At 69.6% G+C, this 15,430-nt stretch carries 18 protein-coding genes; 17 read left to right on the plus strand and 1 reads right to left on the minus strand.

Annotation, left to right across the window (positions count from 1 at the left end):
* Positions 1-66 precede the first annotated feature (66 nt).
* From AB0L95_RS00445 to AB0L95_RS00505, 13 genes are all read left to right on the plus strand, one after another.
* Positions 67-558, plus strand: a complete 492-nt coding sequence (locus tag AB0L95_RS00445) for a LuxR C-terminal-related transcriptional regulator (protein ID WP_365154669.1) — start codon at positions 67-69, stop codon at positions 556-558.
* A gap of 83 nt (positions 559-641) precedes the next feature.
* Complete coding sequence (locus AB0L95_RS00450; RefSeq protein ID WP_234425793.1) at positions 642-1,205, plus strand: hypothetical protein; 564 nt, start codon at positions 642-644, stop codon at positions 1,203-1,205.
* A complete protein-coding gene (locus AB0L95_RS00455) occupies positions 1,202-1,777 on the plus strand; it encodes a DUF6624 domain-containing protein (RefSeq protein ID WP_176119292.1) in 576 nt (191 codons plus the stop codon). The genes AB0L95_RS00450 and AB0L95_RS00455 overlap by 4 nt, the downstream gene beginning before the upstream one ends.
* Before the next feature lie 75 nt (positions 1,778-1,852).
* Positions 1,853-2,311: a DUF6082 family protein gene (locus AB0L95_RS00460; protein ID WP_365154673.1), complete on the plus strand. Its 459-nt coding sequence runs from the start codon at positions 1,853-1,855 to the stop codon at positions 2,309-2,311.
* 67 nt (positions 2,312-2,378) lie between these two features.
* A complete protein-coding gene (locus tag AB0L95_RS00465; RefSeq protein WP_093593327.1) occupies positions 2,379-2,789 on the plus strand; it encodes a 6-carboxytetrahydropterin synthase in 411 nt (136 codons plus the stop codon).
* Positions 2,786-3,529 carry a 7-carboxy-7-deazaguanine synthase QueE gene (locus AB0L95_RS00470; protein ID WP_365154676.1) on the plus strand — a complete coding sequence of 248 codons (744 nt, stop codon included), beginning with the start codon at positions 2,786-2,788 and terminating at the stop codon, positions 3,527-3,529. Before AB0L95_RS00465 ends, AB0L95_RS00470 begins: the two co-directional genes overlap by 4 nt.
* A 56-nt stretch (positions 3,530-3,585) precedes the next feature.
* A complete protein-coding gene (folE, locus tag AB0L95_RS00475) occupies positions 3,586-4,215 on the plus strand; it encodes a GTP cyclohydrolase I FolE (protein ID WP_334540804.1) in 630 nt (209 codons plus the stop codon).
* Positions 4,212-5,039, plus strand: a complete 828-nt coding sequence (locus AB0L95_RS00480) for a hypothetical protein (protein ID WP_365154679.1) — start codon at positions 4,212-4,214, stop codon at positions 5,037-5,039. Before folE ends, AB0L95_RS00480 begins: the two co-directional genes overlap by 4 nt.
* Complete coding sequence (locus tag AB0L95_RS00485; RefSeq protein ID WP_365154682.1) at positions 5,036-6,115, plus strand: hypothetical protein; 1,080 nt, start codon at positions 5,036-5,038, stop codon at positions 6,113-6,115. The genes AB0L95_RS00480 and AB0L95_RS00485 overlap by 4 nt, the downstream gene beginning before the upstream one ends.
* Positions 6,112-6,804 (plus strand): thymidylate kinase, encoded by a 693-nt coding sequence (locus AB0L95_RS00490; protein ID WP_365154685.1) that lies wholly within the window; start codon positions 6,112-6,114, stop codon positions 6,802-6,804. The genes AB0L95_RS00485 and AB0L95_RS00490 overlap by 4 nt, the downstream gene beginning before the upstream one ends.
* Before the next feature lie 36 nt (positions 6,805-6,840).
* On the plus strand, positions 6,841-7,770 hold the full coding sequence (locus tag AB0L95_RS00495) for a DUF2797 domain-containing protein (RefSeq protein WP_365154688.1): 930 nt from the start codon (positions 6,841-6,843) through the stop codon (positions 7,768-7,770).
* Between the two features lie 60 nt (positions 7,771-7,830).
* Positions 7,831-8,676: a class I SAM-dependent methyltransferase gene (locus AB0L95_RS00500; protein ID WP_365154691.1), complete on the plus strand. Its 846-nt coding sequence runs from the start codon at positions 7,831-7,833 to the stop codon at positions 8,674-8,676.
* A complete protein-coding gene (locus AB0L95_RS00505) occupies positions 8,673-9,218 on the plus strand; it encodes an NUDIX hydrolase (protein ID WP_365154694.1) in 546 nt (181 codons plus the stop codon). The genes AB0L95_RS00500 and AB0L95_RS00505 overlap by 4 nt, the downstream gene beginning before the upstream one ends.
* A 20-nt stretch (positions 9,219-9,238) precedes the next feature.
* Here the strand turns inward: AB0L95_RS00505 and AB0L95_RS00510 are convergent, their stop codons facing one another.
* Complete coding sequence (locus tag AB0L95_RS00510) at positions 9,239-9,769, minus strand: NUDIX domain-containing protein (RefSeq protein ID WP_365154696.1); 531 nt, start codon at positions 9,767-9,769, stop codon at positions 9,239-9,241.
* Between the two features lie 142 nt (positions 9,770-9,911).
* Here AB0L95_RS00510 and AB0L95_RS00515 point away from each other — a divergent pair, with 142 nt between their 5' ends.
* The 4 genes from AB0L95_RS00515 to fxlM all read left to right on the plus strand — a co-directional run bounded on the left by AB0L95_RS00515 (position 9,912) and on the right by fxlM (position 15,365).
* Entirely contained in the window at positions 9,912-11,120 is a 1,209-nt protein-coding gene (locus tag AB0L95_RS00515; protein ID WP_365154698.1) for a hypothetical protein, read from the plus strand.
* Between the two features lie 470 nt (positions 11,121-11,590).
* Positions 11,591-12,058: an NUDIX domain-containing protein gene (locus AB0L95_RS00520; RefSeq protein ID WP_365154701.1), complete on the plus strand. Its 468-nt coding sequence runs from the start codon at positions 11,591-11,593 to the stop codon at positions 12,056-12,058.
* Positions 12,055-14,046, plus strand: coding sequence for an ABC transporter ATP-binding protein (locus tag AB0L95_RS00525; RefSeq protein ID WP_365154704.1), 1,992 nt, complete (start codon positions 12,055-12,057; stop codon positions 14,044-14,046). The genes AB0L95_RS00520 and AB0L95_RS00525 overlap by 4 nt, the downstream gene beginning before the upstream one ends.
* A gap of 23 nt (positions 14,047-14,069) precedes the next feature.
* Positions 14,070-15,365: a methyltransferase, FxLD system gene (gene fxlM / locus AB0L95_RS00530; protein ID WP_365154707.1), complete on the plus strand. Its 1,296-nt coding sequence runs from the start codon at positions 14,070-14,072 to the stop codon at positions 15,363-15,365.
* The last annotated feature ends 65 nt before the right edge of the window (positions 15,366-15,430 follow it).

The raw sequence follows: 15,430 nt of genomic DNA on the forward strand, positions 1-15,430 counted from the left end.
CGTCCCCCGCGGGGTCCGGCGACACCCCACCCGATATCCCTCAACCCAGCCGCGAAAGAGATACCCGTGACCCCGCGCATGATGACCAGCGCACCGATCACCCCCCTGACACCGACCCAGCAGCGCGTCGCCCAGCACCTCGTGGACGGCCTCGGCCCTCAAGAGATCGCCGCGAGGACCGGGCTGTCGGCCGTGACCATCCGCCAGTACGTACGCGACATCCGGGAGAGCCTCCACTGCCCGCCCCGCTGCAAGCCCCCGGTGATCGTGCACTTCCTGTGCAGCGCCCGGCAGGTCGCTCCGCCCGCAACGGACAGGCCAATGCCGGAACTCAGTCCAGAGCAGCAACTGTTGCTGCGGGCGGTCGCTGAGCACAGCAATCCCAGCGACATTGCTGCCATAGCCAAGATCGCGCCCGCCGACGTGCGAGCCGCACATGACGAACTGCTCGACAAGACCGGGGCGGCCAACACCACCCAACTTGTCGTCTGGGCCCACGCGTGGGGCCTGCTGGGCGCCAGGCGGGTCACCACGATGGAGAGCGGAGCGAGCCAGTGAATGCCTCACCCGCTTCTGCGGCCATCGAGTCCTCCCCCGCGCCTCGAAGCCAGTGCGCGAAAGGGTTACCGGCCGTGTACGAGATGCGGTCGTTGCGCACCGACGCCGAACGGGACGAGGCCGCGGCCCTCGTCCAGGACCGTCAGCGCTGGCTCGCCATGCGCGGCGTGCCTACACCCGCCCGGTCCGATATCCCGGCCCTGTTCCGCGCCCCGCAGGTGAAGCCGGCTGGACTGTTCGAGGACGGGCTGCTGCTGGCCTGCATGATCCCGCAACGCGGGCCCGACCTCGGATGGGGCGAAGGCCCGTGCCTCTTCCTGGACTGCGTCCACACCCTGCCCGGTCACTCCGATGACACCGTCCGGCTGATCACTCTGTGGGCCTCCGACTTCGCCGCCCGGCTCGAGGTACCGCTTGTGCGGGCCGAGGCCATGGCCCGCCATCCTCTCGACGTCGATCCGATCGCCACATTCCTTCGTCGGCTCACCGACATGGGCTGGGACGTCCGTGGATCGGGCACCGGACAGCACCATGAGCGAGTCGCGCGCCTCGAACTCACCGCTGAGCTTCGGCCTGGGCTGAGCGCGCTCATCGGCTGCCAGGTCCACGAGCCGCAGTCCGCCGCCGACCAGCGGAGTATCGCGTGAGGACCGCGGAACCGCTGCGGCCGGACCTCGCCCGCGAACTCATCGCCCGCGCCGCACAGTCCGCAGCACGCCGGGCCAGACGCGTACGCAACCAGCTCGACGCCGTCCACCTCGGCCAGGACCGTCACGCTGAGCACGCCGACACCAAAGTGCTGCGCCGCATCCTGGCCGAACATGACTGGCCCGGCCACCGTCTCGTGGGCCCCGACGCAGCACGTGCCGCCTGGAGCATCGCTCTTCACGCCGACGACGAACCCGACTTCCAGCGGGCGGCCACCACCCTTTTGAAACGTGCGGTCCAGGACGGCGATGCGCGCATCCAGCACTGGGCCCACCTTCACGACCGCGCCCTGGTCAACAGCGGGCGCCCCCAAGAGTTCGGGACGCAACTCGTCCTCAGCGCAGCAGGGGTGGAGCTGTGCCCACTGCGTGCGCCGCAGTTGCTGGACCAGCGAAGGGCCGCCGTCGGACTGCCGCCGATCGCCGTCGCTTTGGACACTGTGCGCCGCCGGTACGCCCTGGATCGCATTGTCGGCGGCTCACCGGCCGTCGTGCTAGCGGGGGTCGCATGACGCAGCGAGCCCCGCAGGCTTCCACAGACCCGCCCTCGCCCCAGATCACTTTGCGTGTGAAAGGACCGTTAAAGCATGAAGCTCACCACCGCCGTCCTCGCTGCCGGCGCCGCGGTTTCCCTCGCCACCGTCGTGGTCGGAGCCGCCCGGCTGAGGCAGGACGCGCGGCACCAGTCCGAACGAAATGAGGCGACCGTCGCGCGCAACCAACTCGACTGGCTGACGCAGATGTCCGCCAACCCTGACCTCGCCAAGCTCTGGACGCCCGAGGACCTGGACGTCGAGGAGTACATGCAGCTGCTGAAGGCCAACCAGCTCATCTGCATGCTCAGCCTGCGCGACCGCCTCGGCTTCGTCCGGGAGGGGCGTCTGCCGTTCTACGCCGCGAAACTGATGGAGAGGGACGTCTGCCGGCGGTACTGGGCCCGTTTCGGGGGCCTCCGCGCTCAGGAGGCCGAGGGCGACGAGCGCGCCGAGCACTTCACCAAGGTGCTGGACAAGGCCGCGAAGAACCACCTGGGGCACAGCCCGTAGCCGCCTGAAGAGGCGGCTGCCCCACCCCGCCCGAATCAGCCACACCCTCACCTCTCGGAGAAATCGAATGGGCTTCACTGCTGTTCCACTACCGCCCGGCAATTTCACCATCGGTAAGAAGTTCGCCTTCGAGGCTGGTCATCGGCTTCCCCGGCTGCCGCATGAGCACAAGTGCTCCCGCCAGCACGGGCACAGCTACGAGGTTGAGGTCATCCTCACTGCATCCGCGCTGGAGGATCCCGGCTTTGTCACGGACTTCGGTGCGCTCGCCCCGTTCAAGTCGTTCCTGGACACCGAGCTCGACCACCACAACTTGCACGAGATCCTGCCCTTCGAGCCCACCTCGGAGCGCCTGGCCCAGTTCCTGGCCGGCTGGTTCGTTCAGAACCTCCAATCGGAGATCCCCGGCCGCCTTGTCGCCGTCCTGGTCCGCGAGACCGCAAGCAGCTGGGCCCGCTTCGATGTGGTGGGCCAATGACCACAACCAAGCGGCTCAACCTCGAACCGGAAGCTGCCGAAGGCGAATCCCTGATCGTCGCGGAGTGCTTCGGTACCGAGGTGCCGACGTTTCAGGGCGAGGGCCCAAGCTGCGGACACCCGGCCCTGTTCATCCGCCTGTCCCGGTGCAACCTCACTTGCACGAGATGCGACACGAAGTACACCTGGGACTGGTCTCGGTTCGACCCGCACGAGGAGTCGACGAGGCAATCCGTCGCGGGCCTGGTGGCCTGGGCCACGTCTTCACCGGTCGAGCTGGTCGTGATCACCGGCGGCGAGCCGTTGATCCAGCAGGCGCGACTGGTGCCTCTCGTCCGGGGACTGATAGCAGCCGGCAAGCGGATCGAGTTCGAGACGAACGGCACCATCGCGCCCACTCCCGAGCTGGTGGCCGACGGGGTCCGGTTCAACGTCTCGCCCAAGCTTGCCAGCTTCGGCGTGAAGGAGACCAAGAGCATCGTGCCAGCCGCGCTGGAGGCGTTTGTGGCCTCCGGGCGGGCGGCGTTCAAGTTCGTCGCTTCCACGGTGGACGACCTCGACCGGATCGCCGAGCTGGCCGACGCCCACCGGCTCGCGCCGGTGTGGGTGATGCCGGAGGGCACCACCCCCGAGGTGATCACCGCGACTACCCGGGTCCTCGCGGACGGGGTCGCGGCCCGGCACTGGCACTTCACCACCCGCCTTCACGTGTTGGCCTTCGCGGACGCCCGAGGCCGCTGACCGCACGCGACTCCACGCCCCATCCGTTCCCCAGTCCCCGGAAACGAGAGACGCCCATGACGACCTCTATCGCCAGCCCTGCGGCGGCGCCGACCGCTGCCGTCGCCGGGCCCGCTGCGGTCATCGACACCGGCCGGGTCGCCGGCCTGATCCACCAGCTCTTGGTCGAGCTGGGCGAGAACCCCGCCCGCGAGGGGCTGACCGGCACCCCGGACCGCGTCGCGGCCTGGTGGAGAGCCTTCCTGTCCCCGGACGGCGCCGAAACGGCCACCTGCTTCACCGAGTCCCAGCTGGGTGGTCAGCTGGTCATCGTGGGCGGCATGAGCGTGTGGTCGCTCTGCGAGCACCACATGCTGCCCATGAACTTGCAGGTCACGGCTGGATACGTGCCGGATGGCGAGGTGGTGGGCCTGTCGAAGTTCGGGCGGATCGCCCAGCACTTCGCCGGCCGACTGCAGGTACAGGAACGCTTCACCCGCCAGGTCGCCGAATACCTCAACGGCGTGATCGGACACGAGAACATCGCCGTCGCCGTACGCGGCGTGCACCTGTGCATGAGCATGCGGGGCGTACGGATGGAGGAGGCTCGCACCACCACGGTGCACTCGGGCGGGCGCTTCGGCACCGACCCCGTCCTTTCCCAGCAGTTCCTCACCCTCACCACCGGCCTGTGGGGGGCGTCGTGATCACCACCGCGGGCATCGACTTCTCCGTCATCGCTCCGCCTGCCTACCTGAAGAACTTCGTCGCCCAAGAGCCGGCCCGCGTCCACCACGTGGCCGCCCAGCACGTGCTGTCCGACGAGAGCTACCGGGCCTTCTTCACTCACGAGGCCGAGCGCGGCGCCGAGATCATCATCGACAACGGGCTCTTCGACCTCGGCTACGCCCTGCCGGCGGAAAGCCTCGTCGAAGCCGCGCTGGCGGTATCCGCGAGGGAGATCATCCTGCCGGACGTCATGCGGGACGGGGCCGCGACCTTGAAGGCGAGCGAGAAGGCCGCGCGAGAGATCCGGAAGCTGTCTGGCGACGCATTCCGGCTGTGCGCGGTCCTGCACGCCGCTGACGACGACGAGTGGCTGCGCACCTACGACACCTTCGTGACCAGCGGCTGGGCCGGGGCCATCGCCCTGCCAGCCTCGCGTCGACCGGATCCCGACGAGCAACTGTGCCGCACCCGCTGGTTGGCGACCGCCTACCTGCAGGATCGCGGCCTGGTCGACGATCTGCTCATCTACCGGCTGCTCGGTCTGGGCCGGACCGGGCACCTGGAGCTGATCGAGCAGCGCGAGCACGAGTGGATCTCCTCCGTGGACGGCGCAGCCCCGGTCATCCTCGGCGCGATGGGCGTCGCCCTGCTGCCCGAAGGGCCATACGAGAAGCCCTCCACGCCCCGCATCGAGAAGCTCGGCCCGATCCCCGAAGACCGGTTCGATCTCATCCGGAAGAACATCTCCGTCGTTCGCGCGGCGGCCGGCAGCACCGTGACGATCGCCGAGGAGCACCGATGACGCCCTTACTCGCCGACCCGACCCCCGGACTCCTGCGCGCCGCCCCGATCGAGCCGGCCGGGCACACTATGACCCACGCGAGGCTGCTGCGCTACCTGGAGATCAAGGTCCACCACCTCATCCAGGACCAGGACTGGGACAGCATCCGCGTCATCGGCGGCTACGACCGCACGGCGGTGATCTCCCGGTACGAGAAGACCGGGAAGCTGTTCAACATCGAACGGCCCACCGCAGAGATCCACGGCCGTGACCTCATCGTCAAGGCGTTCCCCGGAGCCGACTACGTCCAGCACTACGCCCTGATCATCGCCACGTATCTGGCCATGACCGGCCGCCCCGTCGGCACCGTCACCTATCAGCCGCCCGAGCAGGAGGAGTGCCGAACGGCGCTCGACGCGCTCGACCTGGAACTGGACGGCGACCTGGTGATCGTCGGCTGGGGCCTTCAGTACCTCGCTCCCGAGAACGGAGTGTGGACCCGCGGACCCGGCTACGCCTGGCAGCGCCTCGACGTCGCCGGCCGTCGCGTGGTCTACCTCGGGTTCCTCCACAGCATCTGGGGAGACGTGGCCGGACGGGTCGTCACGCGCCTTGCCGAACTCGGCGCAGGCGACGTCGTCTACGTCGGCAAGGTCGGCTCGCTGACCCCCGGCGTCGAACCGAACGCCTGGCTGGCGACCGGCAACACCAGCCTGGTGCGCGGGGCGATGGTGAGCTGGGACGACTTCTTCGGCGACTACGCCGCCGCCCACGATGGGGTGCGCAGCGGCCTGCACGTGTCCTCCCCGTCGATCCTGCTGGAGAACCGCGAGTGGCTGGCCCAGCACACCGCCTCGTACGCCTTCGTCGACCCGGAGATCGGCCCCATGGGGGCGGCGGCGCGCCAGGCGGGGATCAGATTCGGTTACCTCCACGTCATTTCCAACAACCTCGCCACGCACTATCCCGCCGACCTGTCGAATGAGCGTCACAGCGACGTCCTGCGCCAGCGCGCCGTCCTGGTGGACCGCATCCGCACCATCATCACCGGCCGCCTGACCGCCGACCCGACCCACCCCCTGGGAGAATCCCGATGACGGCGAACGCGCCGACCACCACCGCAGCCGGGAAGCTGATCACCTTCGTCGGTGGTGACGGGGCCGGCAAGTCCACCCTCGCCGCCCGCCTGCACCAGGCCCTCAACGACGCCGGCCACACGGCAGTCCTCATCGGCAAGCACAGCACCGACGTCCGCCGAGACCCGGACCTGTCCGCCTACCTCGACCGCCTCAACGCGCTGGTCTACCGGCGCGACGCCGGCGTCGCCCAGGCATGCGGCGACCACTACTGGCTGCTTGCCCTGGCCTCCTGGTACACCCTGCAGGACCGGCTCGTCATCCAGCCGGCCCTCGCCGCGGGAACCCACGTGATCCTCGACAACGCGCACCACAAGATCCTCGCTCGGTACGCGGTCAACCCCGAGGTCTCCCCCCGCCTGTGCGAGCAGGTCTTCGCGCATCTCACAAAGCCGGACCTGGTGTTCTTCCTGAACATCGGTGCCCGCGAGGCTCTCGTCCGTAAAGGCTCGTTCACTTCCCTGGAGGCCGGCCACGCCGGCGGCGGTGACGAGGACTTCATCCGTTACCAGGACACCGTCCTGGACCAGATGCGCGAACAGGCGGAGCGCGGCGCCTGGCTGACGCTGGACGTCGCCCAGTTGGACCGCGACCAGGTCTTCAAGGCCGCCGCCGCTGCCCTGGCCGACCGTCTGCGCCTGACCGTCTAAACCGGCCCTCCCTCCCCGATCGACAAGGAACGCACCATGGACCAGGCCCTGCCCGCCAGCGGGACATACGTCTGTCACGGCATCACCTGGGCGAGCGGAGACCCCCGTCTTCTGCTCGCCCCCGTGACCGGCGGACCGCTCGTCTACGCCCCAGTCACGGGCAGGCGCCTGGGCTACCAGGTGAGTGGTACCGGCCGGTGGTGCACCGGCCGGTACCGGTTCGCCGACCGCGTCCGCGTCGAGGCGGTCGCCTGCCCTGACCGGGCCCCGGCCGAGGCCGGCGGACAGTGCCCGGCCTGCGCCGGGCGGGACGACTTCCGCTTCGCCCACCGGTTCCACTCCGGCGGGCATGTTCCCGACGCCCTGGCGGCGTACATGGCCCAGCCGCACTGGCTGTACCTGGCGACGTTCGCCGACGGCACCACCAAGATCGGCACCGCGGCCGAACCCCGTAAGCGCTCCCGCCTCGACGAACAGGGTGCCCTGATCGCTACCTACCTCGCCCGGAGTGCTGACGGCCGCGCCGTGCGGTTCCTGGAGGATGCCCTCACCCGCCACCTCGGCCTGACGCAGACCGTGCGAGCCGCGGCCAAGCTGACGGCCCTGGCCGAGCTGCGCGACCTCGCCCCGCTCGGCGCCGCCCACCAGCGGCACCTCGACCGCACCACCGAGGCCCTGAGCGGCCTGAACGTCCCGGCCACACCGGAGCCGTGGACGCCGCCCAGCGAAGGCGACCTGCTGCGGACGCCGGAGACCGGGCGCGCCTTGTACCCGCACGACCCACGCTCCGGTGAGCACGGGCTGACGGTGCTCTCCTGCCTCGGCTCCCAGGTCCTCGCCACCCTCGACGGCGACGGTGAACAACTGCCCTACCTGCTCGACCTCGGCACCCTCAAGGGTCGGCGCATCGTCCTCGGCGCACAGTTCTCCTCACCGCCCGCCGCCGTACAGTCCGCGCTCTTTTGACCCTGCCCGAACGCCCGGCCTGCACTGCCGGGCCGCTCTGAGAAGCGAGGCCACAGCAACATGGCACCCCAGGACGCCATCCTCGGCTGGGACGAGGACAGCAACGCCGAGGCGTACGACGCCTTCACCCGCGCCCACCCCATGTACGACGCGACCAGCCGCGACCTTGCCCGCCGAGGCCATCTGGCCAACGCCAGCCTGGTGGTCGACCTGTGCGGCGGCGCCGGCGCGACCGCCCGCGCGATCCTCGACCTGATCCCGGCCCGCGCTCGGGTCGTCTCTGTCGACAACGCCGCCGCGATGCAGCGTGTCGGTCGCCGCACCCTGACCGACGCCCGCCTGACCTGGATCACTGCCCCGGCCGAACGGCTCGCCGACCACCTGCATGCCAGCAGCGCCGACGCCGTGGTGTGCAACTCCGCGATCTGGAAGACCGACACCGCCGCAGTGTTCGCGGCCGTCGCCCACATCCTGCGCCCAGGCGGGCGCTTCGTCTTCAACATCGGCGGTGGCTTCGCCGGCGTCCGGCACCCCGACGAACTGTCAACCCGCACCGGGCCTTCGCTGAACGCCCTCATCCGCCAAGTCGCCGCTGAGGCCCACGGATACACCCCACCGCCGCGCGACGCGGACAGGCCGCCGAAGCTGCCACTGAAAACAGTCACCGAGCAGCTGACTTCAGCCGGACTGACGGTCGTCGGCACAGAGGTCACCGCCCAGCACAGCACCATGGCCGAGAAGAAGGCGTGGCTGTCCATCCCCGTCTTCGCGCGGCCCGAGGGCGACTTCACCCACGCCCAGCGGATGCAGATCCTCGACACCGCCTACGCCATGACCACCCCCGATGCCCCGGCCGTGACGAGCTGGCTCGTCGTCGTCGCCCAACGGCCGGAGGCCGCCGCATGACTCCGGCCGCCCCGGCTCCCGGCGGCGGGGCCCGCCTCTGTGACCACGCAAGCGTCGGGGTACTGGTCTCCTCCCCGAGCGGCCTGCTGGTGTTCGAGAGGGCGATTCCTCCGGCCGGAATCGCCCCGGTCGCCGGCCACGTCGACGAGCATGGCGGCCCCGAGCAGGCCGCGCGCGACGAAGTCACCGAAGAGGTCGGTCTTACCGTCACCCACCTGCACCTGCTGCTGGACCAGTGGCGGCCCAACCACTGCCACCGCGCGCCCAGCGGTCCGGTCGGCCACCACTGGTGGATCTTCCAGGCCGAGGTTTCCGGGTCGCTGTGCCCATCGCCCCGGGAGGTCCGCGCCCCTCGGTGGATCCACCCGGCCCAGCTGCAGCAGCACGCGCTGCGGACCGCCGCGCACGCCAACGGATGCCTGGACCGTGAGGAGTTCGAGCGCGAACCCGGCCTGGAGCCGGTGTGGTGCCGCTTCCTGCACGACCTTGAGCTCGTCACCCTGCCCTCGGCCGACCTCGACCGGATCGAGGCCCTCCTGTGAACGGCGGCCAGGGGCCTACCTCAGCGGGAGCCGACCGCCCGGCCCGCTGCCAGACGGCGAGCGTGCGCACGGATGCGCTCGCGGTCTTCGGGGAAGACGCTGTCCCAGCCTGTGTCCAGACGGAACCATGCCGCCGGCTGGTTCTGCTCCCCGGCGAGCGGAACGTCGCGTCCCACGATCGCGGCGTAGGACAAGCCCAGCGTCGGAGACCAGTCGGCCCGGTAGGAACGCACCGCCACGGCCGCGGGCTCGGGCAGCAACTCGGTGCGCAGGCCGGTCTCCTCCAGCAGCTCTCGTGCCGCCGCCGCACGCGGCGCCTCGCCCGGCTCCACCTTCCCGCCTGGCGGCACCCATCCGCGCACGCGGTGCTTGACCAGCAGGACGTGCTCGAAGGCAGGGTCGGTGACCCACACCTCGGCCGCCAGCGGCTCCATGGGATGTCGGCGGGCTTCCTCCAGCCAGGCCCGTGCACCGTCGAACTCCCATGCGGCGAGGCGGGCATCCGCAACAGCCTCGTCCAAGATCACCTGACCGACTTCATCATGACTCACCCGCCCCACCCTAGGCCGACAAACCGGCCGGACGTCGCAGCGACGAGCAGGCAGCCATCCGGGGATGTCCGGCCGACCCGGTGGCCCCTTCGGGCTGCAGGGCGATCACCTGCGGCACCCGCTTCACACGAAGGAGACCAACGTGCCCGATGAGCAGCCCTCGGACCGGGGAGCCTGGGTCGTCCTCGGCGGCGTCCACCTCCTTAACCGCACCGCGCCACGGCGACCAGACGAGCCGATCGTGCTCGTACGGGTGCCACCGCAGGAGGTATGCCGGCCGGCCACCACCGTGATCTTCCGCTGGAACGCGCTGGGGCCCTGCCCGGTCGAAGCGCTGTACCCTGGCGGCACCCGGCTCGGGGCGGCCAGGATCGACGGCGGCGAACTGTTCCCCGACGCCATCGCCGGCCCCGCCCTGCGCGGCCTGGTCGGCACCGAGGCCGCCCCCGGCCTGGTGCCGCTGTGCTACCTAGCCGAACACCCCGGCGGCGGCTACCACGCGTACGCGCAGATCCGCTTCCACCCCGAGGACGCCTGCTTCGTCCGCACCACCCGGGACCCAGTAGGCCACGGCCCGGTCGAGGAACTGCGCTGGTTCGACCCCGTGCTGACGGCGCACGCAGAGTCGAGCACGGCGCTCAACAATCATCTGCGGTACTTCCGCAAGCACTTCTCCGGCACCGAGTTGGAGTTCAAGTACACCCTCGACCCGGCACCGGACATCTGGTCCGCGTCCATGGAACTGCTCAAGGCACTGCGCGACGGCAAGCTGGAAGGCTGCCGTCCGGAGTACCGGGAAGAGTTCCAGATCCACCACACCGAGAACCATCTGTTCGACGTCACCGGCCCCGAGCCCGAGATCGGCTACGCCTCCTTCATCCCCACCGTCACCGCCGGGCACGTGCTCAAGCGAAAGTGGTTCACCGAGGACGCCTTCGCCCGCCGCGAGGAACTCACCCCTGGCCTCGACATCACCCCCGACCGCTTCGAGACGTTCCTGCGCGAAGACCTGAACCTCCAGGTCCGGGCCATGCCGCCCTTCCAGCGCGTCCGCTACGACATCCAGTGCGAGTCGCTGCGCACCGGACACGTCTACGGCATCTTCCTCGATCGCTGCGCCCTCCTGGCGGCCCCCGACGTGGTGCTCTCCCAGTGCGAGCTGGAGTACCTCCGCTCACGCAGCATCCTCGACCACGACCCGGACGAGATCCTCATCGAGATGAAGCGGATCGACAGCTGGCTCTGCGAGTACCTCGCCAGTCACGGTTGGGCCGCCGAGCACACCTTCTACTCCAAGCGCAGCTTTCTTCGCGACGCCATCGCCCTCCGCCCGGACCTCGCCACGCGATGACTGACCAAGCGCCCCCCGGCAATCCCCCGTAGGAGGTACCGCAACCCACATGAGTGATCGAACACTGCATCACAACCCGCCCTACCCGACCGCACAAGGAGAGAGCCCGGTATTCGAAATCACGTTCTAGATTTCGCCCCCCTCCACCCGTTACGGCTACAGCAGGACCGCCGTTACCCGATCACCTGTCCGTATCTCGCCCCGAGGAGTCCCCATGCATCCCGTACGCCGTCCTGGACTCGTTCATCCTGCGTTCGAAAATGCCGCTACCTCCTCGGGCGCCAGCCTTCGCCTCACCCCCGGTCGCGCAGCTCTGCTCGCCGACGGGTCACGAACGGATACGAGGTACCTGGCATGACGCAGCCCACACCTCTCCCGTCCTCCGTCCTCACCTATAGCTTTCGGCACGGCGGTGCCCTCGTGACCAATGCTCGGCACACCGTAGAACGCCTGGTACAGGAGGGCCGCCCGTGAGCGACTCGCCTCACCAGCTGATCGCCGACGTGGCACAGGTCCTGCTCCGTACGAACGGCGCCGCCCTGTGCGTACGCCGCGCACTGGACGCCGCCCTCGCACCGGGACAGCTCACTGTCGTGGGCGGCCACCTGGAAGTCCGTGAACCACTCGACCATGCTGCGCGACGCGAGGCCATGGAGGAGGTGGGGGTCCTTATCACTGCTGAGCATCAGGAGTTCTGCGGGCTAATTCACCACCATGACTCCGACGGTGGCCTGGACCGGATTACCGCCGTGTTCGTGGCGCAGTCGTGGACGGGTGAGCCGTACAACGCCGAGCCACACAAGCACGAAGGGCTCTTCTGGGTGCCGATGGAACGACCGTCGCCGGACTGTCACCCCTACACCGCCACCATCTTCCACATGCTCACCCACGGCCCGTCCTACCGGGCCATCAACTGGCCTGCGGGAGGCGCCCGGTGAAGAGATTCTTCGGCCCGGTCACGATGGCCGATCCGCAGGTCTCCGACGCCGAACACGAGCTGTTCGGCGGCCCCCTGCGCTACGACATGGGCTGGTCCCAGCACGAGCACGCGACCTTGGACCTGACCATGATGTCCGCGCTGCGCTCCATGCCCACGCTCGTCGGCGCAACCCTGCGCATGGCGTGGCAGGCCGACCGGCGGGCTCTGCTCTCGGTCGGGGTTAGCGAGATCGGCCAAGGCATCGCCGCAGCCGCCGGCCTGCTCGCCGTCAACGCCGTCATGCACGCTCTGCTCGCCGGCAACGGCAGCGCTGCCGAGCGGCTGCACGCCCTGTTACCCGGCCTGTTGGCCGCCGCCGCTATCGGCGTCATCAACTCCGCCCTGTCCGCCTGGTCCACCTCCCGCGCAGGGCGGCTGGAGCCGAAGGTCGAGCGGATCGCGACCACGCAGTACCTGGCCGCCGCAGCCAGCGTCGAACTGGAAGCCATCGACGATCCCGACTTCCGGCGGCTCGTGGACATCGCCCAGCATGGCCCGGGTTCGGCCCGCCGCATGATCAGCGCCTGCGTAGCCGCGCTGAACGGCCTCATCTCGCTGATCACCACCGCCGGCGTCCTCGCCGTACTCCACCCCGTACTGCTGCCCATGCTGATCCTCATCGCCGCCCCTCGCGGCTGGGGCGCCATGCGCGTGGCCCAGGAACGATACGTGTCGGTGATGAGCTGGATCGAGCACGTGCGGGCCAGCCGCCTGATCGGCAACCTACTCACCGAACGCACCGCCGCCCAGGAAGTGCGCCTCCACGCCGTCGGCGACTTCCTCCTGAGCCGCTACGAGCAGATGGCCGAGAGCGCCGAGGCCGAACAGGAACGCCTCGCCTCCAACAAGGCCCTGACCGAGTGGGTCGCCTCCGCGCTGTCCGGTCTGGCGATGGCGGCGACCTACGGGGCCATGTTCTGGCTGATCATGGCCGGGCACATGAGCCTCGCCGTCGCCGGGACCGCCGTCATCGCGGTACGCACCGGCTCGGCGAGCCTGGGAGCGCTGGTCATGAACATCAACCAACTCCACGAGGAGAGCCTCTACGTCCGCGACCACGGCCGCTTCCTCGCCCAGGCTGCCCAGCGGACGCTGCCCGCCGGCGGTGCGCCCGTACCGGAACGCATCAGGGAAATCGTTCTGGACCAGGTCACCTACCGCTACCCTGACCGGGACACCGCCGCCCTGGACAGCGTGTCACTGACCCTGCCTATGGGATCGGTCACCGCCGTGGTGGGTGAGAACGGCTCCGGCAAGAGCACCCTGATGAAGATCCTCTCGGGCATGCTGCTTCCCGAGGCCGGCACCCTGCGCTGGGGCGACGCGGACCTCACCGGTCTCGACCGCGCCCAGGTCTTCGAGCGCGTCTCCCTGCTCACCCAGGACTTCCAGCGCTGGCCCGTGACCGCCGCGATGAACATCCGCCTCGGCCGCCCCGACCACCCCGCTACAGACCAGGACCTCAAGCCCTCGGTCGACTACGCCGTTGCCGGCCCCGTCATCGCCAAACTCCCCGACGGGCTGCGCAGTCTGCTGGCCCGCATGTTCCGCGGCGCCATCGAACTGTCCGGCGGCGAATGGCAGAAAGTCGGCCTGGCCCGCACGCACTGGCGCAGTTCAACATCACAGGCAGACGGCGTCCTCATCGTCGACGAACCGACTTCCGCCCTCGACCCCGAAGCCGAAATCGAAGCCTTCGACCGCATCCGCCGCCTCGCCGCACCGAACCGAGCCGTCGTCCTGGTCACCCACCGCATGTCCGGCGTCCGCCACGCCGACCACATCTACGTCCTCAACAACGGACACCTCGCCGAGCACGGCACCCACGACGAACTCATCGCCGCCCGCGGTCGGTACGCCGCCATGTTCGACGCCCAGGCCGCCCAGTACGCCCCGACCGCGACCATCCCGAACCCTGCAACGCCCACCGTCTCGGACCAGGTATGACCCGCACGACCGAAAGGCCCGCCGTGACCACACGCCCCACCACGGACCTCGACGAAGCCACCGCTCTGCGCCACCAACTGGCCGACGAACTCGCCGCCGCCGGACACATCCGCACCCCCGCGGTCGACCGCGCCCTGCGCACCGTGCCCCGGCACGCCTTCGCCCCCGAAACGCCCCTCCATGCTGCGTACGCTAACGAGATCATCGCCACCCGCCACAGCGACGACGGCACCGTCATCAGCTCCATCTCCGCGCCCTGGCTGCAGGCCGACATGCTCGAAGCCGCCCGCATCCAGCCCGGCCACCACGCTTTGGAGATCGGCTCCGGCGGCTACAACGCTGCTCTCATCGCCGAACTCGCCGGCCCGACCGGCCACGTCACCACCCTCGACATCGACCCAGCCGTCACCGACCGGGCCACCCGCTTCCTGACCCAGACCGGATACGGCCGCATCCGCGTGGTCACCGCGGACGCCGAGCACCTGCCTGCCGAGGTGGTGCCGGACGGCGGATTCGACGCCATCGTGGTCACCGTCGACACCTGGGATCTGCCCTGGATCGACGCCCTGGCCGAGGGCGGCCGTCTCGTCGCACCGGTGCGTCTGCACGGGTACCACTGGGCCATCAGCTTCACCAAGCACGACGGGGCCTTGCACAGCGACGAGCCGCTCATCGTCTGCGGCTTTGTCGCCATGCAGGGCGACGGCGCCTGGCACAGGAATCGCCGCACCGTCCCAGGCACCGGCGTCCACCTGTCCTGGGAAGACGGCAACCCGTTGCCCGTCGACGAACTCGCCCCAGCCCTCACCTGCGAGCCGACCGTGACGCACACCCACGTCACCGTAGGCGGCCAGGAACCCTTCGACGCCCTCACCCTCTACCTCGCCGGGGCCCTGCCGGGCTTTTGCCGCCTCTCGGCCGACTCCGACGGCGACAACGGGGTCCTGAACCCGCCGCCCAAGCACTGGCCCGGCGCCGCGATCGTCCGCGGCAACTCCCTCGCGCGACTGGCCACCGAGCGCATCGGCGACGGAGACGACGGCAAGGGCCTGTACGAGTTCGTTGTCCATGGCCACGGCACCCGAGGACACCTCGCTGCACAGGAGATGGCCGAGCAGGTCCGGCACTGGCAGCACAACCACCGCGGCGCCCTCTGCCCCCGCATCACCGCCCGACCGGCCGCCAGTTGCGCCCCGCCGACCAGAGACCACGAACTGCACGTATTTGCCAAGAAGCACACCCGCATCACCGTGGACTGGCCGATCGTTCCCGGCGGCGCTGCACTGCTCACCGTCCGAGGGAGCTGCAGCGCCGGATGAACGGCCGTACCTCCTGATCACCGCTCCCGGCCCGTGCCGAACCCATGCCCGCCCCACCGATAAGG

This window comes from Streptomyces sp. NPDC052036 (genome assembly GCF_040680495.1).
In the GTDB taxonomy this organism is placed as follows: domain Bacteria; phylum Actinomycetota; class Actinomycetes; order Streptomycetales; family Streptomycetaceae; genus Streptomyces.